Source organism: Ancalomicrobiaceae bacterium S20 (assembly GCA_040269895.1).
GTDB classification, from domain to species: Bacteria; Pseudomonadota; Alphaproteobacteria; order Rhizobiales; family Ancalomicrobiaceae; genus Methyloraptor; species Methyloraptor flagellatus.
The window spans coordinates 2,976,649-3,002,076 of record CP158568.1; the positions used below are offsets into that span (position 1 = coordinate 2,976,649).

General features: G+C 68.6%; 24 protein-coding genes. 11 read left to right on the forward strand and 13 right to left on the reverse strand.

The window, feature by feature from the left end; all coding sequences use genetic code 11:
• Positions 1-65 precede the first annotated feature (65 nt).
• Both ABS361_13585 and ABS361_13590 read right to left on the reverse strand, forming a co-directional pair.
• Positions 66-677 carry a TetR/AcrR family transcriptional regulator gene (locus tag ABS361_13585; protein XBY46897.1) on the reverse strand — a complete coding sequence of 204 codons (612 nt, stop codon included), beginning with the start codon at positions 675-677 and terminating at the stop codon, positions 66-68.
• Entirely contained in the window at positions 655-1,101 is a 447-nt protein-coding gene (locus ABS361_13590) for a hypothetical protein (protein ID XBY43132.1), read from the reverse strand. The genes ABS361_13585 and ABS361_13590 overlap by 23 nt, the downstream gene beginning before the upstream one ends.
• Positions 1,102-1,658: 557 nt before the next feature.
• Between ABS361_13590 and ABS361_13595 the strand changes: the two genes are divergently transcribed.
• Entirely contained in the window at positions 1,659-3,365 is a 1,707-nt protein-coding gene (locus tag ABS361_13595; GenBank protein XBY43133.1) for a methyl-accepting chemotaxis protein, read from the forward strand.
• A 114-nt stretch (positions 3,366-3,479) separates the two neighbouring features.
• On the opposite strand, the gene ABS361_13600 is transcribed toward ABS361_13595, so the two are convergent.
• The gene (locus ABS361_13600; protein ID XBY43134.1) at positions 3,480-4,115 is read right to left on the reverse strand and encodes a hypothetical protein; all 636 of its coding nucleotides are present in this window, start codon (positions 4,113-4,115) and stop codon (positions 3,480-3,482) included.
• Between the two features lie 402 nt (positions 4,116-4,517).
• On the opposite strand from ABS361_13600, the gene ispH reads away from it, so the two are divergent.
• The 4 genes from ispH to ABS361_13620 are packed head-to-tail and all read left to right on the forward strand — an operon-like array spanning position 4,518 to position 7,873.
• Positions 4,518-5,483 carry a 4-hydroxy-3-methylbut-2-enyl diphosphate reductase gene (ispH, locus tag ABS361_13605; protein ID XBY43135.1) on the forward strand — a complete coding sequence of 322 codons (966 nt, stop codon included), beginning with the start codon at positions 4,518-4,520 and terminating at the stop codon, positions 5,481-5,483.
• Positions 5,484-5,487: 4 nt separating this feature from the next.
• Complete coding sequence (locus ABS361_13610) at positions 5,488-6,498, forward strand: homoserine kinase (GenBank protein XBY43136.1); 1,011 nt, start codon at positions 5,488-5,490, stop codon at positions 6,496-6,498.
• A complete protein-coding gene (gene rnhA, locus ABS361_13615) occupies positions 6,495-6,959 on the forward strand; it encodes a ribonuclease HI (protein ID XBY43137.1) in 465 nt (154 codons plus the stop codon). Before ABS361_13610 ends, rnhA begins: the two co-directional genes overlap by 4 nt.
• Positions 6,956-7,873, forward strand: a complete 918-nt coding sequence (locus ABS361_13620; protein XBY43138.1) for a diacylglycerol kinase family protein — start codon at positions 6,956-6,958, stop codon at positions 7,871-7,873. The genes rnhA and ABS361_13620 overlap by 4 nt, the downstream gene beginning before the upstream one ends.
• A 78-nt stretch (positions 7,874-7,951) precedes the next feature.
• Here ABS361_13620 and ABS361_13625 read toward each other — a convergent pair whose 3' ends face one another.
• Both ABS361_13625 and ABS361_13630 read right to left on the reverse strand, forming a co-directional pair.
• Positions 7,952-8,437, reverse strand: a complete 486-nt coding sequence (locus tag ABS361_13625; protein XBY43139.1) for a peroxiredoxin — start codon at positions 8,435-8,437, stop codon at positions 7,952-7,954.
• Positions 8,438-8,662: 225 nt separating this feature from the next.
• Positions 8,663-9,346, reverse strand: a complete 684-nt coding sequence (locus ABS361_13630; GenBank protein ID XBY43140.1) for a protein-disulfide reductase DsbD domain-containing protein — start codon at positions 9,344-9,346, stop codon at positions 8,663-8,665.
• A gap of 509 nt (positions 9,347-9,855) precedes the next feature.
• On the opposite strand from ABS361_13630, the gene ABS361_13635 reads away from it, so the two are divergent.
• From ABS361_13635 to ABS361_13655, 5 genes are all read left to right on the forward strand, one after another.
• Positions 9,856-10,458 carry a YqgE/AlgH family protein gene (locus ABS361_13635; protein XBY43141.1) on the forward strand — a complete coding sequence of 201 codons (603 nt, stop codon included), beginning with the start codon at positions 9,856-9,858 and terminating at the stop codon, positions 10,456-10,458.
• Positions 10,459-10,611: 153 nt separating this feature from the next.
• Positions 10,612-12,018: a threonine synthase gene (gene thrC / locus ABS361_13640; protein XBY43142.1), complete on the forward strand. Its 1,407-nt coding sequence runs from the start codon at positions 10,612-10,614 to the stop codon at positions 12,016-12,018.
• Positions 12,019-12,039: 21 nt separating this feature from the next.
• On the forward strand, positions 12,040-13,317 hold the full coding sequence (locus tag ABS361_13645) for a pitrilysin family protein (GenBank protein ID XBY43143.1): 1,278 nt from the start codon (positions 12,040-12,042) through the stop codon (positions 13,315-13,317).
• 13 nt (positions 13,318-13,330) lie between these two features.
• Positions 13,331-13,945 carry a GNAT family protein gene (locus ABS361_13650; GenBank protein XBY43144.1) on the forward strand — a complete coding sequence of 205 codons (615 nt, stop codon included), beginning with the start codon at positions 13,331-13,333 and terminating at the stop codon, positions 13,943-13,945.
• A gap of 240 nt (positions 13,946-14,185) precedes the next feature.
• Positions 14,186-17,011: an EAL domain-containing protein gene (locus ABS361_13655; protein ID XBY46898.1), complete on the forward strand. Its 2,826-nt coding sequence runs from the start codon at positions 14,186-14,188 to the stop codon at positions 17,009-17,011.
• A gap of 63 nt (positions 17,012-17,074) precedes the next feature.
• On the opposite strand, the gene ABS361_13660 is transcribed toward ABS361_13655, so the two are convergent.
• The 8 genes from ABS361_13660 to coxB all read right to left on the reverse strand — a co-directional run bounded on the left by ABS361_13660 (position 17,075) and on the right by coxB (position 24,153).
• Positions 17,075-17,902, reverse strand: coding sequence for an SURF1 family protein (locus ABS361_13660; protein ID XBY43145.1), 828 nt, complete (start codon positions 17,900-17,902; stop codon positions 17,075-17,077).
• A gap of 165 nt (positions 17,903-18,067) precedes the next feature.
• A complete protein-coding gene (locus ABS361_13665; protein ID XBY43146.1) occupies positions 18,068-18,472 on the reverse strand; it encodes a DUF983 domain-containing protein in 405 nt (134 codons plus the stop codon).
• 123 nt (positions 18,473-18,595) lie between these two features.
• Complete coding sequence (locus ABS361_13670; protein XBY43147.1) at positions 18,596-19,471, reverse strand: cytochrome c oxidase subunit 3; 876 nt, start codon at positions 19,469-19,471, stop codon at positions 18,596-18,598.
• A 94-nt stretch (positions 19,472-19,565) separates the two neighbouring features.
• Positions 19,566-20,228, reverse strand: coding sequence for a cytochrome c oxidase assembly protein (locus ABS361_13675; protein XBY43148.1), 663 nt, complete (start codon positions 20,226-20,228; stop codon positions 19,566-19,568).
• A 4-nt stretch (positions 20,229-20,232) separates the two neighbouring features.
• Complete coding sequence (locus ABS361_13680) at positions 20,233-20,385, reverse strand: hypothetical protein (protein ID XBY43149.1); 153 nt, start codon at positions 20,383-20,385, stop codon at positions 20,233-20,235.
• Between the two features lie 37 nt (positions 20,386-20,422).
• Positions 20,423-21,358, reverse strand: coding sequence for a heme o synthase (locus ABS361_13685; GenBank protein XBY43150.1), 936 nt, complete (start codon positions 21,356-21,358; stop codon positions 20,423-20,425).
• A gap of 197 nt (positions 21,359-21,555) precedes the next feature.
• Positions 21,556-23,169, reverse strand: coding sequence for a cytochrome c oxidase subunit I (ctaD, locus tag ABS361_13690; GenBank protein ID XBY43151.1), 1,614 nt, complete (start codon positions 23,167-23,169; stop codon positions 21,556-21,558).
• A gap of 111 nt (positions 23,170-23,280) precedes the next feature.
• Positions 23,281-24,153 carry a cytochrome c oxidase subunit II gene (gene coxB, locus ABS361_13695; GenBank protein ID XBY43152.1) on the reverse strand — a complete coding sequence of 291 codons (873 nt, stop codon included), beginning with the start codon at positions 24,151-24,153 and terminating at the stop codon, positions 23,281-23,283.
• Positions 24,154-24,739: 586 nt separating this feature from the next.
• Here coxB and ABS361_13700 point away from each other — a divergent pair.
• Positions 24,740-25,375 (forward strand): invasion associated locus B family protein, encoded by a 636-nt coding sequence (locus ABS361_13700; protein ID XBY43153.1) that lies wholly within the window; start codon positions 24,740-24,742, stop codon positions 25,373-25,375.
• Positions 25,376-25,428 lie beyond the last annotated feature (53 nt).

A 25,428-nucleotide genomic window follows, 5' to 3' on the forward strand; every position in this document is an offset into this window, starting at 1 on the left:
CAGCGCAGATACGGACGGGTTCGAAGAGCCGGAGCCGGCCGGGTCGAGGCCGGCGGTGCGGGGGATCAGGCCGCGATGCCGACCAGATAGTGGTCGACGACCTCCTCGGCATGGGCCGCGATCCAGGCGGCATCGGGCGGCGCCAGGATGCCGAGCGAGATCGCGATCACCGGCCGGTCGACCAGCATCGCGTAGAACCGGTCGGCGAGGCGGCTCGGGTCGCCGGCCCGGAACACGCCGGCCTTCTGCCGGCGGCCGATGTAGTCGGCGAGCAGTGCCGAGGCGGGACCGGGGCCGGCCTGCCAGAACCGGCGGCCGATCTCTGGAAAGCGAGGCGTCTCGGCGACCGCCAGACGGTAGAGCGCGGCGAGATCGGCGGTCAGGATCGAGGCGGCGGCGGTCCTGGCATAGGCGAGCAGCGCCTCGCGCGGCGGCAGCGTCTCGTCGAGTTGCACGGTGCCGGCGTTGTCGGCGATCTCGCGGTTGACCGAACCGATCAGGGCCTCGAACAGGCCCTCCTTGCTGCCGAAGGCGCGATAGACCGTCGCCTTCGAGCCGCCGGCGCGCGCGACGATCTCGTCGACGCTGACGGCGTCGAAGCCGCGCTCGACGAAGAGGTCGCGCGCGGCTTCGAGAATGGCAAGCTGCCGGCGCTCACCGCGCGGCGTCGACTTCACCAAGGCACAGGACCTCTTGCCTACGCGGGTCGGCCGCTGCGGTGTCCGCGACGGGAACACCTGACCGGAACACCTGGATCGCAAAGGCGATCATGCCGAGAAAGACGCCGATCGATCCGATGCCGGCGAGCGGTTCGCCCCGCCCCTGCCCGCCAGTCGTGATCAGCGCGATCCCGAGCGCCATTACAGTAACGGAAATAGCCCAGAACATCACCTGAAGGAAGGCGAAACGCCCCCGGTCGAGCATCGGGTTGAATCGGTAGAAGGCACCGAAGGCGAACAGGGACAGCCAGCCGAGCAGCAGGAGATGCGCATGGGCCGGCGCGACCGCGTGATCGTGCGAGATTCCCATGTAGAGCCCGACGCCGAAACCGGCGAGGGCGAGCAGAACGGCAATACGAAAGGCGAGCGTGGAAGCGGTCATGGCAATCATCCTCAGGGCCGCAAAGGGCGGTCGTGTGTCGAAGTGAAACGGAAACAGCGATGACGAAGACCCTGCTCCGCCAGCACGCGCCACGCCCGATCGGCAGGATCGGCTCGCGTGAGCGATTATGTTCTGTACCGTACAGTACATTTTGAAGCTCGTCAACGGGCCGCTTTGATGATGGCGAAGGGCCGGGTCGCCCCAGGCGGGCTCGCGTGTGCCCTGCCCGACCGGAGACTGCGGCGAGCGCCTCGGCCATACCCGGCGCGACGTCGAACGTCTCCTCGCCGAACCTGGTATCGCGGATGTGCTCCGCCCGCCCTGCCGGGGCGCGACCTGCCGACGACCGAGCAACGGGGAACGCTAAGTAGCAACCCCGAACGGCGGCGACCATTTACCGCTCGTTCAGCACGTCATCTGTAATTTCTGATTGACCCATCGATGTGTCACCGACGGCGACGTCGATGGAGGTCTGCGACATCCGTCGAAGCGGCAAGGCCGCCGAGACCGCGGGCCACCCGAGCCGGTCCCGCGTCCGATCCGAAGAGGTCAGCCGCATGCTTCGCTTTTCCGATCTGCGCATATCGACCAAGATTCTGGCGGTCGTGGTGGTGCTGTCCACGATCGCCGGCGCCATCGCCTTCACCGGCATCCGTTCGCTGCAGGGCATGAACGAGGCGGCCACGCGCATGAACCGCGCCTCGGATCTGTCGGTCACGGCAATCCGCCTCAACACCCCGATCCTGGCGATCGGTTCGGCCTTGTTCCGGGCGTTGTCCGAGCCGTCCGCCGACGTGCGGGCCGACTCGCTGAAGATCATCGCGGAGGAGAGCGATCTCTTCCGGAAACGGTCCGGCGATGTGTTGGCGGCCTCCACCGGCGAGTTGCGGGCGCGGGTCGCCGAGGTCCGGTCCCAGTTCGACACCTACGCCGATCTCGCCGCCACGCTGGCGCAGAAGGCCGAGGCGACGGCGAAGACCGGCAGCGAGGCCGAGCGCGCGGCGTTCCGTCATCAGGCGACCGCGGCCTACGAGGTGCAGCGCAAGCTGCGGCTCGCCAACCGCGAGGTGCTCGCCGCCTTCGCCAAGGCGGTCGACGCGGCCAATACCGAGGCGACCGAGATTTACGAGGCGAACGCGCGGACCATGACCGTCGTCGCGATCGCCGGCATCCTGTTCGGCCTCGGGCTGGGCGGCGCGATCGGGCATTTCGGCATTTCGAAGCCGACGCGCGCGATGGTCGAGGTGCTGCAGCGGCTCGCCGGCGGCGACTACACCACCGCGATCGCGCATGGCGACCGCAGGGACGAGATCGGCGACGTCGCCCGCGCCGCGGCGGTGTTCAAGGACAATCTGTTGCGCACCCGCGAACTGGAGGCCGAGGCGCAGCGCGCCAAGGCGGCGTCCGAAGAGCAGCGCCGGCAGATGATGCTCGATCTCGCCGACGAATTCGAAAAGGCGGTCGGCAGCATCGTCCAGATGGTCTCGGCCGCGGCGACCGAGATGCAGGCGACCGCCTCGCAGCTGTCGGCCTCGGCGCAGGCGACCTCCGAGAAGGCGACGTCGGTCTCATCGGCCGCCGAGGAGGCCGGCACGAGCGTGACCTCGGTCGCCAGTTCGACCGAGGAGCTCGGCGCATCGGTCGACGAGATCGGCCGGCAGGTCGAGCATACGGCGGGTCGGTCGACCGCGGCGGTCGCCGAGACCGAGGCCACGGTCCGGATCGTCGGCGAGCTCGATCATGCCGCCGGCCGGATCAGCGCGATCGTGCAGCTGATTTCCGATATCGCGTCGCAGACCAATCTGCTCGCGCTCAACGCCACCATCGAGGCGGCGCGGGCCGGCGAAGCCGGTCGCGGCTTCGCGGTCGTGGCGGCCGAGGTCAAGGGCCTCGCCGACCAGACCGCGCGCGCCACCGCCGAGATCGGCCAGCAGGTCGCCGAGATCCAGGCCTCGACCAACCGCGCGGTCGCGTCGATCTCGGGCATTTCGGGCACGATCCGGGCGATCGACGAGACGACCACCGCAATCTCCGATTCGATCCGGCAGCAGGCGGTCGCGACCTCCGACATCGTCCAGGCGGTGACGCAGGCCTCGCTCGGCACGCAGGAGGTGACCACCAACATCACCCATGTCGCGCGCTCGGCCGAGGAGACCGGCAGCGCGGCCTCGCAGGTGCTGGAGGCATCCGGCGAACTCGCCAAACAGGCCGAGACCCTGCGCCGTCAGGTCGAGGGCTTTCTGGTCACGGTCCGGGCGGCGTGAGGGGCGAGGCCGCATGAGGGCGGTACGGACCCGGCGCCGACGCGGATCGCTGCCGGCGCGGCGTGGCTGCCTGAACCGAGAAAGAACGGGCCGCCTCGAGGGCGGCCCGCAGCATCACTTCTTCGCCTTGCCCTTGCCCTTGGCGGGGCCGAGATCCTTGGCGTCCTTGCCGTCGAGGCCGGCGTAGATGGTGACGTCGCCGGAGCCGAGCACCGGGATCGTCACCTGATCGTCGATGATCGACCAGTTCGCCGCGTAGTCCGGCGCGTTGACCGGCACGGCGACGGTCGTGACCTTCGAATAGAGCACCTGTTCGCCGCGGACGGCGGCGATACGGACCGGCACCGACACCGTGCCGGTCGCGCCCTTCGGACCGGCCAGCACGCGGCCGGCGACACCGACGCGGGCGATCACCTTGTCGCCGACCACGTCGCAGTCGCGCGCGACCTTCTGCACCGTCAGCTGGAAGCGCAGTGCCGTCGGGTCGCCCTGCTTGCCGCCCTCGAACAGCGGCAGCATCTCGGAGCCGTAGCGGACCTCGGCGATCGGGCAGGTCGGCGTCTTGGCGATCTCGGCCGGGTCGATGCCCTTCGGCTCCTCGGCCGTGCCGCGCAGCAGGGCGTTGCCGATACCGTCGGACACGCTGCCGCAGCCGGCGAGCGACAGGCCGGCCAGAACCAGCCCCGTCACGGCGGCGATACGAGCGGCGGAGCGGGCGGTCGCGGGCGAGGTCGACATCGGAAAGGCCATGGGCGTGACACTCGGGAACTGGAGCGTTCCGCCCTCGACGAGGCCGGAACGCGGGACGGTCGGATCGGGCGGCCAAGGCCGCCGCTCGTGAACTGCCTGGCGGCCTGGAGCCACCGCGGCCGCCTTCTATAGCAGCGCTGCCACGGCATCGCCATGTTTCATGGCGGCAGCATGGCGGAGGCGCGGGGCGGCATCCGGATTTGCGATGGCTCTCGCACCGGGCATCGGCCGCGACGCCTTGACAGCCCACGCCCCCGCGCCTCATTTCGGGCGGGACGGTCCGGGACGATGCGACCGCCCGCGAGACCTGTCGCCAGGCCTCGCGCCGCGGGCTTCGATCCGTGGCCGGATCGTCCGCCCTTTCCGCCCGCCGCCGGCGGCCGTTTCGAACGCCCGGAACCCATGTCCGAGAAGCCTGCCCTCGAGATCCTGCTCGCCGCGCCGCGCGGCTTCTGCGCCGGCGTCGACCGCGCGATCCAGATCGTCGAACTGGCTCTCGCCAAGTTCGGCGCGCCGGTCTACGTGCGCCACGAGATCGTCCACAATCGCTTCGTGGTCGAAAGCCTGCGTCGCAAGGGCGCGGTGTTCGTCGAGGAGCTCGACGAGATCCCGGACACCGAGCAGCCGGTGGTGTTCTCCGCCCACGGCGTGCCGAAGTCGGTGCCGGCCGCCGCCGCCGCGCGCAACCTGTTCCACCTCGACGCCACCTGCCCGCTCGTCACCAAGGTGCATCGCGAGGCGGAGATCCATCACCGCAAGGGCCGCCACGTGATCCTGATCGGCCATGCCGGCCATCCGGAGGTGATCGGCACCATGGGGCAACTGCCCGAGGGCGCGGTCACACTGGTCGAGACCGCGGCGGACGTCGATCGCCTGACGCCGCCCGAGGGCGTGGCGCTCTCCTACACGACGCAGACCACCCTCTCGGTCGACGACACGCGCGGCATCATCGCCGCGCTGGAGCGTCGCTTCCCCGGCATCGTCGGGCCGCACAAGGAAGACATCTGCTACGCGACCACCAACCGCCAGGAGGCGGTCAAGGGCATCGCGCCGCGGGTCGATGCGCTGCTGGTGGTCGGCGCGCCGAACTCGTCGAACTCTCAGCGCCTGCGCGAGGTCGCCGAGCGCGAGGGCTGCACCAAGGCCGCGCTGATCCAGCGGGCGAGCGAGATCGACTGGTCGCTGTTCGGCAACATCCAGCGCCTCGGCGTCACCGCCGGCGCCTCGGCGCCGGAGGTGCTGGTCGAGGAGGTCATCGCCGCCTTCGCGGAGCGCTACGAGGTCACGGTCGAGACCGTGCGCACCGCCGACGAATCGATCACCTTCAACCTGCCTCGCGAGCTGCGCGGCGACGCCGCAGCGGAGTGAGGCGATGGCGGTCTACACGGAAGTCTCCGACGACGCGCTCGTCAGGTTCGTCGCCGGCTACGACATCGGCACGGTCCTGTCCTCGAAGGGCATCGCCGAAGGCGTCGAGAACTCGAACTATCTGCTGCACACCGATCGCGGCAACTACATCCTGACCCTCTACGAGAAGCGGGTCGATCCCGGTGACCTGCCGTTCTTCCTCGGCCTGATGGAGCATCTGGCCAGTCGCGGCATCACCTGCCCGCTGCCGGTCAAGAACCGCGCCGGCGAGGCGCTCGGCGAGCTCGCCGGACGGCCGGCGGCGATTATCTCGTTCCTGGACGGCATGTGGGTGCGCCGGCCGACCGCGGCGCATTGCGCGGAAGTCGGCGAGGCGCTGGCGCGCTTCCATCTCGCCGGCGCGGATTTCCCGATCCGGCGCCCGAACGCGCTGACACTGCCGTCGTGGCGACCACTGTTCGAGCGCTCGCGGGCGCGCGCCGATGAGGTCGCGCCGGGGCTGTCGGCCGACATCCTCGCCGAGCTCGATCACCTGGAAGCGGCGTGGCCGAGCGATCTGCCGGCGGGCGTGATCCATGCCGATCTCTTCCCCGACAACGTGTTCTTCATCGGCCAGGACCTGTCCGGGCTGATCGACTTCTACTTCGCCTGCAACGACTTCCTCGCCTTCGACATCGCGACCTGCCTCAATTCCTGGTGCTTCGAGCCCGATCTCGCCTTCAACATCACCAAGGGCCGGGCGATACTCTCGGCCTATGAGCGGGTGCGGCCGCTGACCGACCGGGAACGGACGAGCCTGCCGCTGCTCTGCCGCGGCTCGGCGCTGCGCTTCCTGCTGACGCGGCTCTACGACTGGCTGAACGTGCCGCCGGGCGCGCTCGTCAAGCCGAAGGATCCGATCGAGTATCTGCGCAAGCTGCGCTTCCACCGCACGATCGCCGATGCGAGCGGCTACGGGCTCGCGCTCGACGCGCCGCCCTCCGCCGGGGTGGTCCCCGCCGGGGCGGCCTCGTGAGCGAAACCCCGACGACGGTCCGCGTCTACACGGACGGCGCCTGCTCGGGCAATCCGGGCCCGGGCGGCTGGGGCGCACTGCTCCACTGGAACGAGCACGTCAAGGAACTGAAGGGCGGCGAGGCCGACACCACCAACAATCGCATGGAGCTGATGGCGGCGATTTCGGCGCTGGAGGCGCTGAAACGCCCGTGCGTGGTCGAGATCTTCACCGATTCGAATTATGTGAAGGGCGGAATCACCGGCTGGATCCACGGCTGGAAGCGCAACGGCTGGAAGACCGCCGACAAGAAGCCGGTCAAGAACGCCGACCTGTGGCAAAGGCTGGAAGACGCGCGCAATCGTCACCAGGTGACCTGGCACTGGGTCAAGGGCCACGCCGGCCACCCGGAGAACGAACGCGCCGACGAACTCGCCCGCGAGGGCATGGCCCCGTTCAAGGCCTCCCGGAGACCCGCATGAGCCTCGCCCTCCGCATGTCCGACGAGAACGCCTTCGATCCCTCCACCGTCCGCTCCGTGACCCTGCTGGTCAATCCGGCCGCCGGCGGTTTCCGGATGAAGACGATCCAGGCGCTGGCCGAGGCGCTGCGCGGCCGCGGCCTGTCGGTCGAGATCCGGATGAGCACGGCGCCGGGACATCTCGCCGAACTGGCCGCGACCGTCGAGACCGACGTGATCGCGGTCGCCGGCGGCGACGGCTCGGTCAACGAGGTGGTCGGCGCGCTGATGGCGCGGCCCGCGCCCGTGCCGACGCTGGCGGTGGTGCCGCAGGGCACGGCGAACGTGCTCGCACACGAGATCGCCCTGCCCTCCGATCCGCAGCGGCTCGCTGCGGTGATCGCGACCGGACGCCGGCGCGATCTGCACATCGGCCTCGCCAACGGCCGGCCGTTCTTCCTGATGGCCTCCGCCGGTTTCGACGCCGAGATCGTCCACGCGGTCGAGACCGGGCCGCGGCCGCGCTTCAAGAAGCTCGCCTTCGTCCACAACGCGCTGACACGCGCGCTCGGCCACGGCGGACCGGACCTTACCATCGAAGCCGACGGGCGGCGCCACACCGCGCGGATCGCGGTCGTCGCCAAAGCCAAACACTATGGCGGGCCGTTCGTGCTGGCGCGCGAGGCCTCGGCGGTGGCGCCAGGGCTCGTGCTGGTGGCGCTGAAGTCGGATCGGCCGTGGGCGCTGATGCGCGCCGCGGCCGCACTCGCGACCGGGCGACTCGGGCCGAGCGCCAATGTGATCGTCGAGCCGGTCCGGCGCGTCCGGATCACCTCTGAAACGCCGGTCGCGACCCAAATCGACGGCGAGGCGATGGCGACGACGCCGCTCGACGTGGTGGCGGCCGAACGCACGCTGCCGGTGCTGGTGCCATAAAGTACGCGATCAGCGCTTCAGATACGACGAAGCCGCCGGAACGGGCGTTCCGACGGCTTCGCTTTCGATGAGGTCAGATCAGAGCTGTTCGAGGATCTTGGCCGCGCCGGAGGCGACCGCCGTGCCGGGGGTGTCCTCGATGTTCAGCGACTTGACGACGCCGTCCTCGACGATCGCCGAATAGCGCTTCGAGCGGATGCCCATGCCGAAGGCGTTGAGGTCGATCTCCAGACCGACGGCCTTGGTGAACACGTCCGAGCCGTCGGCGATGAAGCCGAGCTTGCCGAGGCTGCCGGTGTGGGTCGCCCAGGCCTTCATGACCGAGGCGTCGTTGACGGCGAGGCAGATGACCTCGTCGACGCCCTTGGCCTTGATCGCGTCGAGGTTGTCCAGGTAGCCGGGCAGATGGTTGCCGGAGCACACGCCGGTGAAGGCACCGGGGACGCCGAAGAGCACGACCTTCTTGCCGCCGAAGACGTCGGCGGTCGACTTGTCGACGGGGCCGTCCGCCGTCACCACCTTGAGCGTCAGGTCCGGAAGCTTGTCGCCGATGCCGATCGTCATGGCTTTCCCTCTTGGTTCGCGCCGCGCCTGCCGGCATGTCGCCAGCGGCCTTGCGGACGCCCTTGTTTTCGCGCGGGCGGCTGCCCGCTCATTGCTTTTCCGCGCGGGCGGCTACCCGCGCACTGCGACGCCAGAGATAGGCCGCGCCCGCGCATCCGTCGAGGCGGGCAGACGTGAAATTGCGTAATTTCCCGTAACATGACCAACCATGCCCCGAGCCGCGTCTCAAGGCAGGCGGAGCGTCTGCTCGACGCCGCGGCCGGCGGTCACGACGGTGAAGCGCAGGTCCGCACCCGCGGCCTTGGCGCCGGTCGGCAGACCGTCGAGGGCGAAGCGAAAGCTCGCGAGCCCGCCGCGATCCGCCTCGCGGGCGGGCAAGGGCAGCGCCCAGCCCTCGGGACCTTCGACGAACAGGTCGAGCCCTTGGGCGCCGGCCGGCACGCGCACGGTGGCGATCACGCTCTCCGGCGTCGTCTTGGCGTCGCGCTCGATCGCGGCGACCGACAGCGGCGCGGTCGTGCCCGCCGGCAGCGGCTCGGGCACTCGCGCGAAGGCGGCGTCGAGCGCGGGGTCGGCCGGGGCGGTCGGCGCGAGCGGCAGCGACAGCTTCGTCTGCGCGGGCAGGCAGATGTCCTTGCAGATGCCCGCGAGCACGGTGACGTCGAGGCGCGCCGGCTTCGAGGGATCCGCGAGCGTCACCTCGATCGGCAGGATCACCGGGGCGGTGTAGCCGATCGACTCGAGGCCGTCGGTGCCGAAGCGGATCGGCGCCGGAAACCGCACCGCGACCGCCTTGACGTTCTCCGAGCCCTGCCAGTCGATCACCGGCGGGATACCCGCATCGCCGGGATAGCGCCAGTAGGTCTTCCAGTGCGGCGCGAGCGCGATCGAGACACCGGCTTTCTGCACGGCGCCATCGCGGGGCCCGGCGAGCAGCGAGAGCTCCACGCCTTCGAACCGCTCGACTTCCGCTGCGGTCGCCGCTCTCGGGACGGCGAGCGGGGCCAGCGGGAGCGTCACCCCCAAGAACAAGGCGGCGGAAACCCGTGCAAAACGTATTGGAGCGCGCACTTTCTCTCGGATCCTCTCGGACAGGGGCGTCGATTTCGTCGCCCCTTCTCTCATGGCCGCCGTTCGGCTGCCGCTCATTTCGACGTGAACGGTCGAGAGCGGGGTTAGCCGCGACATTATTCCTTGGAGAATATTGCAAAGAGAAATTGCCGCTTTACTCTTCTCGTCACAGGATCGGCACGATCGGGCGCGACGGTCGGAGCGGGTGGCGCCAGTGGTTCGGGGAAGACCGGGGCTCAGGCCGGTTTTGGCCGAACCGCCGATCTCTGGGGCGATCGGTGATCTCGGCGTCGACCGGGCGGACCGACAGCGGGAGCAGGATCGGAGTCCCCGACACGGAGACGATGATGGGAAGCGCCGACATCAAGGAGACGGGTTATCTGGACGGGCAGATCCTGATCGCCATGCCGAGCATGGAGGATCAGCGATTCTCGCGAGCGCTGATCTACGTCTGCGCCCATTCGGCCGAGGGCGCGATGGGCATCATCATCAACCAGCTCGCGCCGCAGATGTCGTTCGGCGAACTGCTCGTCCAGCTCGACGTGATCCCCAAGGCCGAACAGATCCAGCTGCCGCCGCTCGCCAAGCGCATGCGCGTGCACCATGGCGGCCCGGTCGAGAGCGGCCGCGGCTTCGTGCTGCACTCCTCGGACTATTTCATCGAGAACGCCACGCTGCCGATCGACCGGCAGGTGTCGCTGACCACGACGCTCGAGGTGCTGAAGGCGATCGCCGAGGGCCGCGGGCCGGAGAACGCCATCCTGGCGCTCGGCTATGCCGGCTGGGCGCCCGGCCAGCTCGAGAACGAGATCCAGTGGAACGGCTGGCTCAACTGCCCGGCCGATCCGTCGCTGCTCTTCGATCCCGATCTCGATTCGAAATACGACCGCGCCATGCGCAGCCTCGGCATCGAGATCGGCCTTCTGTCGCGCGACGCCGGCCACGCGTGAGCGGACGGCGGGGTCGTCCGACGTCCCGCATTTTTCGGTTCTCCCATGACTTGCCGCTCGGACGCGCGGCGACTACGGTCGCGTTCCTCCGGGGCGGCGCGGTGTTGTCGCGCGCAGCCGGCCCGAGCCGTCCTGACGTCGAGGTTCGATCCCGTGCAATACGTGTCCACCCGTGGCGAGGCGCCGGTCCTCGGCTTCTCCGATGTCCTTCTCGCCGGTCTCGCCCGTGACGGCGGCCTCTACGTCCCCGAGAGCTGGCCGCGTCTCCTGCCGAGCGAGATCGCGGCGCTCGCCGGCAAGTCCTACGCCGAGGTGGCGTTCCGGGTGATCGCGCCCTTCGTCGGCGATGCGATCGCCGAGGCGGATCTGAAGCGCATGATCGGCGAGGCCTATGCCACGTTCCGGCATCCGGCCGTGACACCGCTCGTCCAGCTCGACCACGACCACTTCGTGCTCGAGCTGTTCCACGGCCCGACGCTGGCGTTCAAGGACGTTGCCATGCAGCTGATCGGCCGGCTGATGGACCATGTCCTGACCGAGCGCAATCAGCGCGCGACGATCGTCGGCGCCACTTCGGGCGACACCGGCGGCGCGGCGATCGCGGCGTTCCAGGGCCGCGACCGCACCGACATGTTCATCATGTTCCCGCACGGCCGGGTGTCGGCGGTGCAGCAGCGCCAGATGACCACCGTCGCCGATCCGAACGTCCACGCGATCGCGCTCGAAGGCACGTTCGACGACGCGCAGGCGATCCTGAAGGGGATGTTCAACCACTTCTCGTTCCGCGACCGGGTGAACCTGTCGGGCGTCAACTCGATCAACTGGGCGCGCGTGGTCGCGCAGGTGGTCTATTATTTCTATTCGGCCGTCGCGCTCGGCAGCCCGCACCGCAAGGTGTCGTTCACGGTACCGACCGGCAATTTCGGCGACATCTTCGCCGCCTTCGTCGCCGAGCGCATGGGCCTGCCGATCGAGAAGCTGGTGGTCGCGACCAACGTCAACGACATCCTGCACCGGACGATCGCAACCGGCCTCTACGAGGTGCGCGGCGTGGTGCCCTCCTCGGCGCCGTCGATGGACATCCAGGTGTCGTCGAACTTCGAACGGCTGCTTTTTGAAGCCTATGGCCGCGACGCCGGCGCGATTCGCGGCCTGATGGCGCGGCTGACGCAGGCCAAGTCCTTCACCGTCGCCGACGAGCCGCTCGCGGAAATGCGCAAGCTGTTCGCCTCCGGCCGCGCCGACGAGGCGACCACGGCGGCGACCATCCGCGATACGCTGGAGGCGAGCGGCTACCTGCTCGATCCGCATACCGCGATCGGCTACGCGGTCGCCAAGGCGCATGTGACGCCGGGCGTGCCGATGGTGACGCTGGCGACCGCGCATCCGGCCAAGTTCCCGGACTCGGTCGAAGCGGCCTGCGGCATCCGCCCTGCGCTGCCGGCGTGGCTCTCGGATCTGATGACCAGGCCGGAATTGTACGACGTCGTTGCAAATGATCAGCTGATCGTCGAACGTTTCGTCGAAGAGCGGAGCCGATCGGTCAAGGTCGGCGGCTAACAAGAATCGGGAGGACGTCGAATGGGAGTCGAGGTGACGACGCTCGGCAACGGGCTGACCATCGCCACCGAGACCATGCCGCAGCTCGAAAGTGCGTCGGTCGGGGTCTGGGTGAATGCAGGGGCTCGTTCCGAGGCCGCCGAGGAACACGGCATCTCGCACCTGCTCGAACACATGGCCTTCAAGGGCACGCAGCGGCGCACGGCCCGGCAGATCGCCGAGGAGATCGAGGCGGTCGGCGGCGAGATCAACGCCGCGACCAGCGTCGAGCACACCAACTACTACGCCCGCGTGCTCAAGGACGACATCCCGCTCGCGCTCGACATCCTGTCCGACATCCTGACCGACTCGGTGTTCGACGCCGATGAGCTCCAGCGCGAGCAGCACGTCATCCTGCAGGAGATCGGCGCCGCGCATGACACGCCCGAGGACCATGTCTTCGACCTGCTGCAGGAGAGCGCCTTCCCCGGCCAGCCGATCGGCCGACCGATCCTCGGCACGCCCGAGACCGTGTCGTCGTTCGGGCCGGACGCGATCCGCGCCTATCTGAACCGGCACTATCGCGGCCCCAACATGGTCGTCGCGGCAGCCGGCAAGCTCGAGCATGCCGAGATCGTCGCGCTCGCCGAGGCGCGGTTCTCGGGCCTCGCCGGCGACCGGATCGCGACGCCCGAGCCCGCGCGATACGCCGGCGGCGAGAGCCGCGAGGAGCGCGAGCTCCAGGAGGCGCAGATCACGCTCGCCTTCGAGGGCCGTGCCCATGGCTCGGCCGACCAGTACGGCGCGCAGGTCCTGTCGGCCGCGCTCGGCGGCGGCATGTCCTCGCGGCTGTTCCAGGAGGTGCGCGAGAAGCTCGGGCTCTGCTACTCGATCTCGGCGTTCCACTGGGGCTACCGCGAGACCGGCCTGTTCGGCATTCATGCCGCGACCGGCGAGGCCGATGTCGACCGGCTGGTGCCGGTGATGATCGACGAGATCGAACGCATCGGCCGCGACCTCGACGAGGCCGAGGTCGCGCGCGCCAAGGCGCAGATGCGCGCCGGCCTGCTGATGAGCCTGGAGAGCCCGACGGCGCGCGCCAGCCAGATCGCGCGCCAGATCCTGATCTACGGCCGGCCGCTCACCGTCGACGAGATCACCGCCAAGATCGCCGCGGTGTCGGTGCGCGACGTGCGCCGGCTCGCGGGCGAGATCTTCCGCGACAGCGCCCCGACGGTGGCGCTGATCGGCCCGGTCGCCGGCGCGCCCGGTGCCGGCGAGGTCGCCCGGCGGCTCACCCAGGCCAAGCCTGCGGCCTGAGACGGAGGCGGCGATGGCATTCCTGAGGTCCGTCGCCTTCGATCCGCTGCCGATCCTGCGCGGCGACGGCCTCTATCTGCGCACGCCGGTGATGACCGACCATCCGGCTTGGGCGGAGCTGCGCGATCGCTCGCGCGGCTTCCTCGCGCCGTGGGAGCCGATCTGGCCGGCCGACGATCTCGATCGCACCGCGTTCCGTCGCCGGCTCAAGCGCTACGGCCAGGAGATCCGCAACGACACCGGCTACCCGTTCTTCCTGTTTCGCGCCGAGGATCACCAGCTCCTCGGCGGACTGACGCTCAGCCACGTCCGGCGTGGCGTGACGCAGGCCTGTTCGCTCGGCTACTGGATGGGCGAACCCTTCGCCGGGCGTGGCCACATGAGCGAAGCGGTCAGGACCGTGCTCGGCTTCGCCTTCGCCACGCTCAGGCTGCACCGGGTCGAGGCCGCCTGCCTGCCGCACAATGCGGCCTCGCTCAATCTCCTCGAAAAGGTCGGATTCACCCGCGAAGGCTACGCGCGCCGCTATCTTTGCATCAATGGGAGCTGGCAGGACCATGTCCTCTACGCGATCCTCGCGGAGGATCCGGTCCTGCGCTCGGCACGCCATCCGCCCAGAATCGCCTGACGGCCGCCCCTGGAGCGCATCCGGAAGCGCGGCCGGACCCTGGTCAGCCCGATCTTACGCAGCGCCCGCCGCCTGCTCGGGCTCGTCCGCGCTTGTGAGCGCGTCGGCGAACCGGTAACTCTGTCCGTCGCGCCACGCCCGCGCCACGAGGGATTCGGACTCTTGGATTTTCTGCGCTCCTTTCTCGTTTCGATCCTCGCCGGGTTCGCGATCCTCGCGGGCGTCGTCGCCGGGGCGAGCGTGGCCGCGGGTCCCGCACGGGCGGCCGAGACGATCACCGTGCCGCTCGACGTGCCGGCACTCGACCTCACCAATGTGGTCGAGCCGCATTTCAACGTCGGCGACAAGCTGCAGGTGTCGAGCGCGCCGGGCCCGGACGGCATCGTCCGGCGCATCGAGGTGCGCGCGACCCGGCCGGGCAGCTCGGACTGGATCGTCTTCACGCTGAAGAACAACACCGACGAGCAGATCGACCGCCTGCTGGTCGCGCCCTATTTCCGGCTCGCGGGCTCCGGCCTGATCAATCCGGACCTCGGCGCGACGCGCATCGTGGCGATCTCGACCTCGCAGGGTTTTGCGCCGGAACGGCAGGCGAGCCAGGAGGCCGACGTCTTCCTGATCACGCTCGATCCGCGCACGGTCGTCACCTTCGTGGTCGAGCTGCAATCGAGCAAGCTGCCGCAGCTCTTGCTCTGGGAGCCGGAGGCCTACAAGGACAGCGTCAACGCCTACACGCTCTATCGCGGCATCATCCTCGGCATCTCCGGCCTGCTCGCGCTGTTCCTGACCATCCTGTTCGTGGTCAAGGGCACGATGATGTTCCCGGCGACCGCGGCGATGGCCTGGTCGGTACTGGCCTATCTGTGCATCGATTTCGGCTTCTGGAACAAGGTTTTCATGGTCCAGGCCGGCAACGATCAGGTGTATCGCGCCGGCGTCGAGGTCATGCTCGCGACCACGCTCGTGCTGTTCCTCTATTCCTACCTCAACCTCAACCGCTGGCACGTCAGCTACAGCCATGTCGCGGTCGCGACCGTGGTCGTGCTGCTCGGCCTGCTCGGCGTCGCGGTGATCGATCCGACCACGGCGGCCGGCATCGCGCGGATCTCGCTCGCGGTGCTCGCCGTCGTCGGCGCCGGCCTGCTCGCCTATCTCGCCGCGCATGGCTACGACCGCGCGATCATGCTGGTGCCGACCTGGCTCCTGCTGATCGCCTGGCTGATCGCCGGCGGGCTGACGGTCTCCGGCGGTCTCGTCAACGATCTCGTCCAGCCGGCGCTCGCCGGCGGGCTCGTGCTGATCGTCATGCTGATCGGCTTCACGGTCATGCAGCACGCCTTCGCCGGCGGCACGGTCAGCCAGGGCGCGATCGGCGACATGGAGCGGCGCGCGCTCGCCGTGATCGGCTCCGGCGACGTGATCTGGGACTGGGACGTCGCGCGCGACGCGATCTGGACCAGCCCGGAGGCCGAGGACATGCTCGGGCTCGAGGCCGGCTCGCTCGAGGGCGCGGCGCGCGACTGGCTCGAATTCATCCATCCGCAGGACAAGGATCCGTTCCGCTCGACGCTCGACGCCGTGGTCGAACAGCGGCGCGGCCGCGTATCCCTGACCTTCCGGCTCCGCGCCGCCGACGGGCATTATCGCTGGTTCCAGCTCCGCGCCCGGCCCGTCCTCGGCTCGGACGGCGAGGTGGTGCGCTGCGCCGGCACGCTGCTCGACGTCACCGACGCCAAGACGGCCGAGGAGCGCATGCTCCACGATGCCGTGCACGACAATCTGACCGGCCTGCCGAACCGCGAGCTGTTCCTCGACCGCATCGCCTCGGCGCTGACCCGCACCCGCGCCGACGGCACCGGCAAGCCGTCGATCGTGCTGATCGACATCGACCGGTTCAAGCAGGTCAACGACAGCCTCGGCCTGTCGGTCGGCGACTCGATGCTGCTCACCGTCGCCCGTCGCCTGGCGCGCCAGATCAAGCCGCAGGACACGCTGGCGCGTATCAGCGGCGACCAGTTCGGCGTGCTGGTGATCTCCGAGCAGGAGCCCGAACGGGTCGCGGCCTTCGCCGACGTCATGCGCCGCGCGCTCCGGGCGCCGATCACCTTCGGCGACCGCGAGGTGTTTTTGACCGCCTCGATCGGCGTCGCGCTCTACGACGGATCCGGCAAGAAGGAAGACGACTTCGTCAAGGACGCCGAGATCGCGATGTACCACGCCAAGCGGCTCGGCGGCGATCGCATCGAGGCGTTCCGGCCGTCGCTGCGCGCGCATTCCGAGGACATGCTGGCGCTCGAATCCGATCTCCGGCGCGCGCTGGAGCGCGAGGAGATCAAGGTTCTCTATCAGCCGATCATCCGGCTCGCCGACGACACGGTCGCCGGCTTCGAGGCGCTGCTGCGCTGGGACCACCCGCGCCGCGGCCGGCTGCCGGCGGGCGAGTTCATCCCGCTTGCCGAGCGCACCGGCCTGATCATCCCGCTCGGCCTGTTCGTGCTCGAACGCGCCGCGCGCCAGCTCGCGCAATGGCAGGAGGAGCTGGGCTCCGAGCCGCCGATCTTCGTCTCGGTCAACGTGTCGAGCCGCCAGCTGATCCGGCATGATCTGATCAACGACGTGAAGGCCGTGCTGTCGCGCGTCGACATCGCGCGCGGCACGCTCAAGATCGAGATCACCGAGAGCCTGGTGATGGAGAACCCGGAATACGCCGCCAAGGTTCTGACGCGGATCAAGGAGCTCGGCGCCAGCCTCGCCCTCGACGACTTCGGCACCGGCTATTCCTCGCTCGCCTATCTGCAGCGCTTCCCGTTCGACAGCATCAAGATCGACCGCCAGTTCGTGCACGGCGACGGCAAGGAGCGCCCGGTGCTGCTGCGTTCGATCGTGTCGCTCGCCCATGACCTCGGCATGGAGGTCATCGCCGAGGGCGCCGAGAGCGATGCCGACGTCCACGAGCTGCGCGGCCTGAAGGCGGAGTACGCCCAGGGCTTCCACTACGGCCAGCCGATGACCACCGACGAGGCGCGCAAGCTGCTCGCCCGCAAGCTGCGGCAGGCGGCGCAGTAAGCGCCCTGCCCTTCAGCGACTGCCCGAGCGCCAGACCATGCGGCCGGCACAAGGCCGGATAGCTCAGCCGCGGCTCGCGGCCCGGATCGCCGACGCGGCAATCGCCAGCCGCACGCGGCCGCGCAAGAACAGCACGAACACCGCGAGAGCGCAGAGCGCCAGGCCCCACCAGGTGATCACGTAGCCGAGATGGCGGTTCTCGAAGCTGACCAGGGTCTCGCCGGCCTGCGGCAGGCCGCCGGGCGGCGTCGCAGCCGTGCCGGCATCGATCGTGTAGGGCGCGACCTTGCTCGCCGGCAGGCCGAGCGTGGCGGCCATGACGGCCGGGTCGCGCACGAACCAGATGTTCTTCGCCGGCGTATCGGCGGGCGTGAACCACGAGCGCGGTTCCGGGCGGCGCAGGAGGCCGGTAATCGTGACCGGCCCCTCGATCTGGCCTTCGGCGCGGGTCTTGATATCGATCCGGTCGGCCGGCACGAAGCCCCGGTTGACCAGCACGATCGCGCCGTCATCGCCCACAAGCGGCGTCACGATCCAGTAGCCCTGCCCCGAGAAGCGCCCGCGCGCTTCGCCGAGCACGGCGTAGACATGCAACTCCTTCGCATGGTCGAAGCGGCCGGAGGCGGTCACGGCGCGATAGTCCCAGGCGTCGGCGTCGAAATCGCCCCACGCCGACGGGCCGGGCGCGGCGACCGGCGGCGCCACGGTGCGCGCGGTCACGGCCTCGATCAGCGCCGTCTTCCACGACAGGCGATGGAGCTGCCAGGCGCCGAGCGCGACCAGCGCGGCGAAGACCGGCAGGAAGGCCAGCGTCGGCCAGAACACGGCGCGGCGGATCTCGGCCGACAGAGAGCCGGGCGTCGGAGCAGACATCTGGGCTGGGGCGGCCATCGCTTCCACCATTGAACGCGGATCAGGAATTTTCGGCGCGGGGCCGGCAGTGCAAAGCAGGCCGCGTTCGTCGACCGCTTCCGAAGGCAGGAAACGAGCCTGCAAAACCCATCAAGGCGGTGGCGCGCCACGGCGCTCGCGCGTCTGCCGCCCCGCCGGCGTCGCTCACTCGCGCGGATCGTCGAGTACGCCCTCGTTGGCCTTGTTCTGATACTGCAAGCCGATCATGGCGCCTTTGAGCGGCCGCAACAGGCCGAGCGACAGGCCTAGGATCAGCGGCAGCCACAGCACGGCGTGCAGCCACATCGGCGGCTGGTACTTCACTTCCGTGTAGAGCGCCGCGCCGACGACGATGAAGCCGACGATCAGGATCACGAACACCGCCGGGCCGTCGCCACTGTCGATGAACTTGAAATCCAGCCCGCAGACCTCGCAACGCGGCGCCGTGTTCAGGAAGCCGGACAGGAGCCGCCCTTCGCCGCAGCGCGGACAGCGGCCGCGCAGGGCGGCGGCGACCGGCGACGGCGTCTCGAACCAATGGTCGTGGCCCTGCGGCGCGGGATCGGTCATGGCGGCTTCCTCTTGCAAGACGGGTTCGCGGCGGTCCGGCCGGGTTCATGCCAGACCGGCACGGCCTTTCCAAACGAAAACGCCCGGGCTTTGGGCCCGGGCGTATTCTGCTTTCGCAGTGGCTCAGTGCGGGATCGCCGCGCCCCGGCCCCAGACATAGATCGAGGCGAACAGGAACAGCCAGACCACGTCGACGAAGTGCCAGTACCAGGCCGCGGCTTCGAAGCCGAAGTGCTGCTTGGCGGTGAAATGGCCGAGGTAGGCGCGGATCAGGCAGACGGCGAGGAAGATGGTGCCGACGATCACGTGGAAGCCGTGGAAGCCGGTCGCCATGAAGAAGGTCGCGCCGTAGATGTTGCCCGAGTAGGCGAAGTGCGCGTGGCTGTACTCATAGGCCTGGCAGATCGTGAAGATCACGCCGAGGATCACGGTGAGCCAGAGGCCCTTCTTGAGACCGTCGCGGTCGCCGTGCAGCAGCGCATGGTGCGCCCAGGTCACGGTGGTGCCCGAGGTCAGCAGGATCAGCGTGTTGAGCAGCGGCAGGTGCCAGGGGTTGAACGTCTCGATGCCGTGCGGCGGCCACACGCCGCCGGTCGCGGCGACGCGGGCGTACTGCTTGGCCTCGTGCACGAACAGCGCGCTGTCGAAATAGGCCCAGAACCACGCCACGAAGAACATCACCTCCGAGGCGATGAACATGATCATGCCGTAGCGCAGGTGCAGGCCGACCACGCGGGTGTGATAGCCCGCATGGGCCTCGCGCACGACGTCGCGCCACCAGGCAAACATCGTGTAGAGCACGATGGCGAGGCCGAGCACGAACAGCCACGGGGTGGCGATATTCAGGCCGGCGAGCACGACCGCCTCGCCCTTCAGCCAGCGGAACAGGCCGATCGCGCCGATCGCCATGATCAGGGCGCCGAGCGAGGCCGTGAACGGCCACGGGCTCGGATCGACGAGATGATAATCGTGGTTGGGCTTGCTGTGGGCTCCGGCCATGGTGGTCCCCCGGTTTGATATCCTGAACCCTGACGGGTCGTCTTTGTTGGCGAGGCTCGTTGCACGCCGACCCAGGGCCGGCGACGCAGGCGCCTCAGAGCTTGTCGGGCGCCTTGGTGCCGTCGACCGCCGCGAGCGGCTTGGTCGGGGTCTTGGCGGCGAAGAAAGTGTAGGAGAGCGTGATCGTCTTGGCGCCGCGCAGATCCTTGACCTCGTCGATCGACGAATCGACGAAGAAGGTCACCGGAACCCGGATCTTCTCGTGCGGCTTCAATGTCTGCTCCGAGAAGCAGAAGCACACGAGCTTGGTGAAGTAGTAGCCGGCGAGGCCCGGCGTCACATTATAGCCGGCGGTCGCCGAGAGCTCCTTGTCGGACAGGTTCTCGATCTCGTATTCGACCGTCTTCACCTCGCCGACGTGAACGTTGACCGACTTCTCGACCGGCGTGAAGCGCCAGGGCAGGCCGGCGAAGACGTTACTGTCGAACCGGATCTCGAACTCGCGCTCGCCGACCACGTTCGGCGCCGACGTCGCGACGTTGGTGGTGCCGTCGTAGCCGGTGGCCCGGCAGAACCAGTCGTAGAAAGGCACCGCCGCGAAGGCGAGGCCGAGCATGCTGAAGGTCATCGCCGTGCAGATCAGCGCGACGTTGCGCAGCTTCTTCGGGTCCGGCGGCACGGCCACGGTAATGGCCGCCGCGGAGGTCTGCTCGTCGGTCGGCTCGTCGGTCGCGATCGGAGTGGTGCGGTCGGTCATGGCGTCACCCGTGCGCGAGGTTGGGCGCCATCTTGACGATGGTGATCGCATAGAACAGCACCACGAGCCCGACGAGCACCACGGCGATCGCCGCGTTGCGACTGCGGCGGCGCTTCGCCTCCGTCTCGGTCAGTCGGACACCTTCGTCTTCGGTCATCACATCACCGTTCATCGTCGAGCCCCCGCCCGCCCCGTCACAGGTTGAGGAGACGCTCGCCCAGGAGGACGGCGTAGAGAAGGAAGAGATAGAGGATCGAGAAGCCGAACAGCCGCGCGGCCGCCTTGCGCGCCGGCTGGCCGTCGCGCTTGCGCCAGACCTCGAAGGCGAGCGCGAGGAACACCGCGGCGCCGCCGGCCGACACCACGCCATAGGCGAGATGGCCGAAGCCGAGCACATAGGGCGCCACGCAGACCGGCGTCATCAGCACCGAATAGAGCAGGATCTGGTTGCGCGTGGCCGTCTCGCCGGCGACCACGGGCAGCATCGGCACACCGGCACGCTGATAGTCGTCGGACTTCAGGAGCGCCAGCGCCCAGAAGTGCGGCGGCGTCCACATGAAGATGATCAGGAACAGCACGATCGACTCGACGCTGACCGTATTCGTCACCGCCGCCCAGGCGATCATCGGCGGGAAGGCGCCGGCGGCGCCGCCGATCACGATGTTCTGCGGCGTGCGCCGCTTCAGCCACATGGTGTAGATGACCACGTAGAAGAAGATGGTGAAGGCGAGCAGGCCGGCCGACAGCCAGTTGACCGCCAGTCCGAGGATCGCGACCGAGCCGGCCGACAGGGTCAGGCCGAAGGCGAGCGCCTCCTCGGGGCGCACGCGGCCGGCCGGGATCGGGCGGCCCTTGGTGCGCGACATCAGCCGGTCGATATCGGCGTCGTACCACATGTTGAGAGCGCCGGAGGCGCCGGCACCGACCGCGATACAGAGGATCGCGACCGCGCCGAGGACAGGATGGATGCCCGCCGGCGCGATCATCAGACCGACCAGCGCCGTGAAGACGACGAGCGACATCACGCGCGGCTTGAGGAGCGCGATATAGTCCGCGGGCTCCGCGTTCGACACGCTCGCGCGCGTCAGGTCGGCAGCGACCTCGGAAGCGGCACTCGACAGATCTGTCATTCCTCACCTCGAGCGGCCGTCGTTCACGACGGCTCGTGCTTGCATCACGCCCGGACGGCCCCTCCCGCCGGCCGGTCCCGTCCATCCGGAGCGGCACCGCGGCGTGCGGTGCCGTTCGAGATCGGCGGGGTCGAAGAACCGCGGATCGCTCCGCGGGTGGACCGGGCGGCGCCGACGAGGCGCCGCCCGAAATGCACTCAGTGGAGGTCGCCCTTGATGCGGGGCAGCGTCTCGAACTGATGGAACGGCGGCGGCGACGACAGGGTCCACTCGAGCGTGGTCGCCCCCTCGCCCCACGGATTGGCCGGGGCCTTCTCCTTGCGGACGAAGGCGTAGACCACACCCGCGAAGAAGATCAGCATGCCGAGGAACGAGATGTACGAGCCGATCGACGACACGAAGTTCCAGCCCGCGAAGGCGTCCGGATAGTCCGCGTAGCGGCGCGGCATGCCGGCGAGGCCGAGGAAGTGCTGCGGGAAGAACACCATGTTGACGCCGACGAACATGGTCCAGAAGTGCAGCTTGCCGATCGTCTCGGAGTACATGTAGCCGAACATCTTCGGGAACCAGTAGTACCAGCCGCCGAAGATCGCGAACACGGCGCCGAGCGACAGCACGTAGTGGAAGTGGGCCACCACGAAATAGGTGTCGTGCAGCACGCGGTCGAAACCGGCGTTGGAGAGCTGGACGCCGGTGACGCCGCCGAGCGTGAACAGGAAGATGAAGCCGATCGCGAACAGCATCGGCGTGCGGAACTCGATCGAGCCGCCCCACATCGTCGCGATCCACGAGAAGATCTTCACGCCGGTCGGCACCGCGATGACCATGGTGGCCGCCACGAAGTAGGCCTGCGTGTCGACCGACAGGCCGACCGTGTACATGTGGTGCGCCCACACGATGAAGCCGACGACGCCGATCGCGACCATGGCGTAGGCCATGCCGAGATAGCCGAACACGGGCTTGCGCGAGAAGGTCGACACGATGTGGCTGACGATGCCGAAGCCCGGCAGGATCAGGATGTACACTTCCGGGTGGCCGAAGAACCAGAACAGGTGCTGGAACAGGATCGGGTCACCGCCGCCTTCCGGCTTGAAGAAGGTGGTGCCGAAGTTGCGGTCGGTCAGCAGCATGGTGATGCCGCCGGCGAGCACGGGCAGCGACAGGAGCAGCAGGAACGCCGTCACCAACACGGACCAGGCGAACAGCGGCATCTTGTGCAGCGTCATGCCGGGCGCGCGCATGTTGAAGATCGTGGTGATGAAGTTGATCGCGCCGAGGATCGACGAGGCGCCCGAGATGTGCAGCGCCAGGATCGCGAAGTCCATCGCCGGACCGGGCTGGCCGGTCGACGACAGCGGCGGATAGATCGTCCAGCCGCCGCCGACGCCGTTGGCGCCCGGGGGGCCTTCGACGAACATCGACAGGAGCAGCAGGATGAAGGCCGGCGGCAGCAGCCAGAACGAGATGTTGTTCATGCGCGGGAACGCCATGTCCGGCGCGCCGATCATGATCGGCACGAACCAGTTGGCGAAGCCGCCGATCAGCGCCGGCATGACCATGAAGAAGATCATGATCAGGCCGTGTGCGGTCGTGAACACGTTGAACTGGTGCGGATCCGAGAAGATCTGCAGGCCGGGCTGCTGCAGCTCCATGCGGATGCCGATCGACAGCGACGCACCGATCAGGCCCGCGAACATGGCGAAGAACAGGTACAGCGTACCGATGTCCTTGTGGTTCGTCGAATAGACGTAGCGGCGCCACCCGGTCGGGTGATCGTGGTGAGCCGCGTCGGCGGCTGCGGAATGAGCCATGTCCTGCTCCCTTGGGTCTCGGCTCGGCGGGCATCCCGAGTGTCGGACATCACATGTCGGACGTCACGGGCGCCTCGGCCGCCGGATGGAATGTGCGGTTCGTCGGGGCCGTCAGTTGGCGGCCACGTTGGTCTTCTTGCCGTCGCGTTCGACCATCTCGGCGAGCACCTTGCCGGCGTTCTTGAGGTCGGTCTTCGCCGCCTCGGACCACGCCTTGTACTGCTCGTCGGTGACGACCTGGATCGCGATCGGCATGAAGGCGTGATCGCGTCCGCAGAGCTCGGAGCACTGGCCGTAGTACATGCCGACGTTGCGGGCCTTGAACCAGGTCTCGTTCAGGCGGCCCGGATTGGCGTCCATCTTCACGCCGAAGGACGGCATCGCCCAGGAGTGGATCACGTCGGCGCCGGTGACCTGCACGCGCACGATCTTGCCGACCGGGACGATCAGGTTGTTGTCGACCGAGAGCAGACGCGGCTGCTTCGCCGGGTCCTTGCGGTCCTCGTCGGCGAGCATGATGCTGTCGAAGGAGACCGGCTTCTGCTTGGCGTCGACGAGGTCCGGGTACTCGTAGCCCCAGTACCACTGATAGCCGGTGACCTTGATGGTCATGTCGGCCGGCGGCACCACCATCTCTTCATAGAGCAGGCGGAACGACGGGATCGCGATCATGACCAGGATCATGATCGGCGCGACGGTCCAGATCACCTCGATCAGGGTGTTGTGCGACGTCTTCGACGGGGTCGGGTTCGCCTTGGCGTTGAACTTGACCATCACGTAGATGAGCAGCCCGAGCACGAACAGCGTGATCACGGCCATGATCCACATGGTGAAGTCGGCGAACCAGTGGATGTGCTCGTGCACATCGGTGTTCGCCGGCTGCAAATAGACCTGCCACGGCTGCGGCTGCGTCGCACCGGCGACGCCGAGGGTCGAGATGAAGGCGACCGCGAGGACGGCCATGACCGCCAGTCCACGCGCCATCGGACGCTTCTTCGTCGGGATCACTGCTTTTGGCTCCCTTGCTCGCCGCGGCCGCGAGGCACGGCCGGCGCGCTCGTCGTTTTTATTCCGTCGTCGTCGTCCCGGAGATCCGCCCCTCGGGCCGGATCCGGGCCAACGTATCGGGCCCGTCCACGGCTCTGTGGTCGCGGCCCGGACTCGACGCACCCTTCTACTAGGCGCTTTTCCTTACGCAATGCTGCGCTGCGGCAAAAAGCGTCCTTCGATTTGATCGAGATCAAAGTCGAGGGATTCAAAAGCACAGCCCGCGCGTTGCCGCAACGGGTGCTCCACCCATCTCGTGCGGCATTTTTGCAGGGCGAGGCAATTTGGTCGCTGATCCGCCATGATCGGAGGCAACTCCTCGGACCCGTTCATGGCCGATGCCGCGCAGGGTCCACGCCTCTGGCGCCGCGGCCGGCCATGGGGCAACGTCAAGATCGCGCGCCGAGACCGATTCGCGCGACCGGGACCGCGCTGCGGCGCGCCGGCGTGGGTCCGGCGCCTCGCTGTTTCGGCAGCCCGCCGTCGGGCGGACCCTGTCTCGGCGGCTCTGGAGGTTTGAGATTTGAACGGCACGCGCGCCTTGGTCGTCGCGCTGATCGCCCTGGTGGTGGTCATCATCGGCGCTCTGATCGCATTCATGATGTTCGGCGGCCCCAGCCGTCCGGCCGGGTCGGGCGCGGACAGCGCGCAGACCGATCCGCGTCCGGCCGCCCAAGGCGGCGGACAAGCCGGCACGGCGGCGGTCGTCAACCAGGCCGACCGGCCCGGTCTCGGCCCGGTCAAGTCGCAGCACGGCGACTGGCAGATCCGCTGCAACACGCCGCCGGGCGCCCGCGCCGAGCAGTGCGCGCTGATCCAGAACGTCACAGCCGAGGACCGGCCGAACGTCGGCCTGTCGGTGATCGTGTTGAAGACGTCAGACAAGAAGACGCGCATCCTGCGCGTGCTGGCGCCGCTCGGCGTGCTGATCCCGTCGGGCCTCGGCCTGAAGATCGACGCCGCCGACATTGGCCGCACGCCGTTCGTGCGCTGCCTGCCGAACGGCTGCATCGCCGAAGTGGTGATCGACGACACGCTGATGGGCCAGCTCCGCACCGGCACCACGGCGACCTTCTCGATCTTCCAGACGCCGGAGGAAGGCATCGGCATCCCGATCAGCCTGGCGAGCTTCGGCGAAGGCTTCGACAAGCTGCCCTGATCTGCGCGCGCCGCGGCTGGTGCACACCCGCTGCGGCAGCCTAATCTCCCCTC

What these genes read in the sequence shown, in the direction of transcription:
- ABS361_13600 (XBY43134.1), bottom strand. Translation starts at nt 4,115, where the DNA reads ATGGCCTTTCCGATGTCGACCTCGCCCGCGACCGCCCGCTCCGCCGCT.
- ABS361_13620 (XBY43138.1), top strand. Translation starts at nt 6,956, where the DNA reads ATGAGCCTCGCCCTCCGCATGTCCGACGAGAACGCCTTCGATCCCTCC.
- ispH (XBY43135.1), top strand. Translation starts at nt 4,518, where the DNA reads ATGTCCGAGAAGCCTGCCCTCGAGATCCTGCTCGCCGCGCCGCGCGGC.
- ABS361_13665 (XBY43146.1), bottom strand. Translation starts at nt 18,472, where the DNA reads ATGACCGATCCCGCGCCGCAGGGCCACGACCATTGGTTCGAGACGCCG.
- ABS361_13670 (XBY43147.1), bottom strand. Translation starts at nt 19,471, where the DNA reads ATGGCCGGAGCCCACAGCAAGCCCAACCACGATTATCATCTCGTCGAT.
- ABS361_13685 (XBY43150.1), bottom strand. Translation starts at nt 21,358, where the DNA reads ATGACAGATCTGTCGAGTGCCGCTTCCGAGGTCGCTGCCGACCTGACG.
- ABS361_13660 (XBY43145.1), bottom strand. Translation starts at nt 17,902, where the DNA reads ATGGCCGCCCCAGCCCAGATGTCTGCTCCGACGCCCGGCTCTCTGTCG.
- ABS361_13650 (XBY43144.1), top strand. Translation starts at nt 13,331, where the DNA reads ATGGCATTCCTGAGGTCCGTCGCCTTCGATCCGCTGCCGATCCTGCGC.
- ABS361_13635 (XBY43141.1), top strand. Translation starts at nt 9,856, where the DNA reads ATGGGAAGCGCCGACATCAAGGAGACGGGTTATCTGGACGGGCAGATC.
- ctaD (XBY43151.1), bottom strand. Translation starts at nt 23,169, where the DNA reads ATGGCTCATTCCGCAGCCGCCGACGCGGCTCACCACGATCACCCGACC.
- ABS361_13675 (XBY43148.1), bottom strand. Translation starts at nt 20,228, where the DNA reads ATGACCGACCGCACCACTCCGATCGCGACCGACGAGCCGACCGACGAG.
- ABS361_13595 (XBY43133.1), top strand. Translation starts at nt 1,659, where the DNA reads ATGCTTCGCTTTTCCGATCTGCGCATATCGACCAAGATTCTGGCGGTC.
- ABS361_13625 (XBY43139.1), bottom strand. Translation starts at nt 8,437, where the DNA reads ATGACGATCGGCATCGGCGACAAGCTTCCGGACCTGACGCTCAAGGTG.
- ABS361_13610 (XBY43136.1), top strand. Translation starts at nt 5,488, where the DNA reads ATGGCGGTCTACACGGAAGTCTCCGACGACGCGCTCGTCAGGTTCGTC.
- ABS361_13645 (XBY43143.1), top strand. Translation starts at nt 12,040, where the DNA reads ATGGGAGTCGAGGTGACGACGCTCGGCAACGGGCTGACCATCGCCACC.
- ABS361_13680 (XBY43149.1), bottom strand. Translation starts at nt 20,385, where the DNA reads ATGACCGAAGACGAAGGTGTCCGACTGACCGAGACGGAGGCGAAGCGC.
- coxB (XBY43152.1), bottom strand. Translation starts at nt 24,153, where the DNA reads ATGGCGCGTGGACTGGCGGTCATGGCCGTCCTCGCGGTCGCCTTCATC.
- ABS361_13590 (XBY43132.1), bottom strand. Translation starts at nt 1,101, where the DNA reads ATGACCGCTTCCACGCTCGCCTTTCGTATTGCCGTTCTGCTCGCCCTC.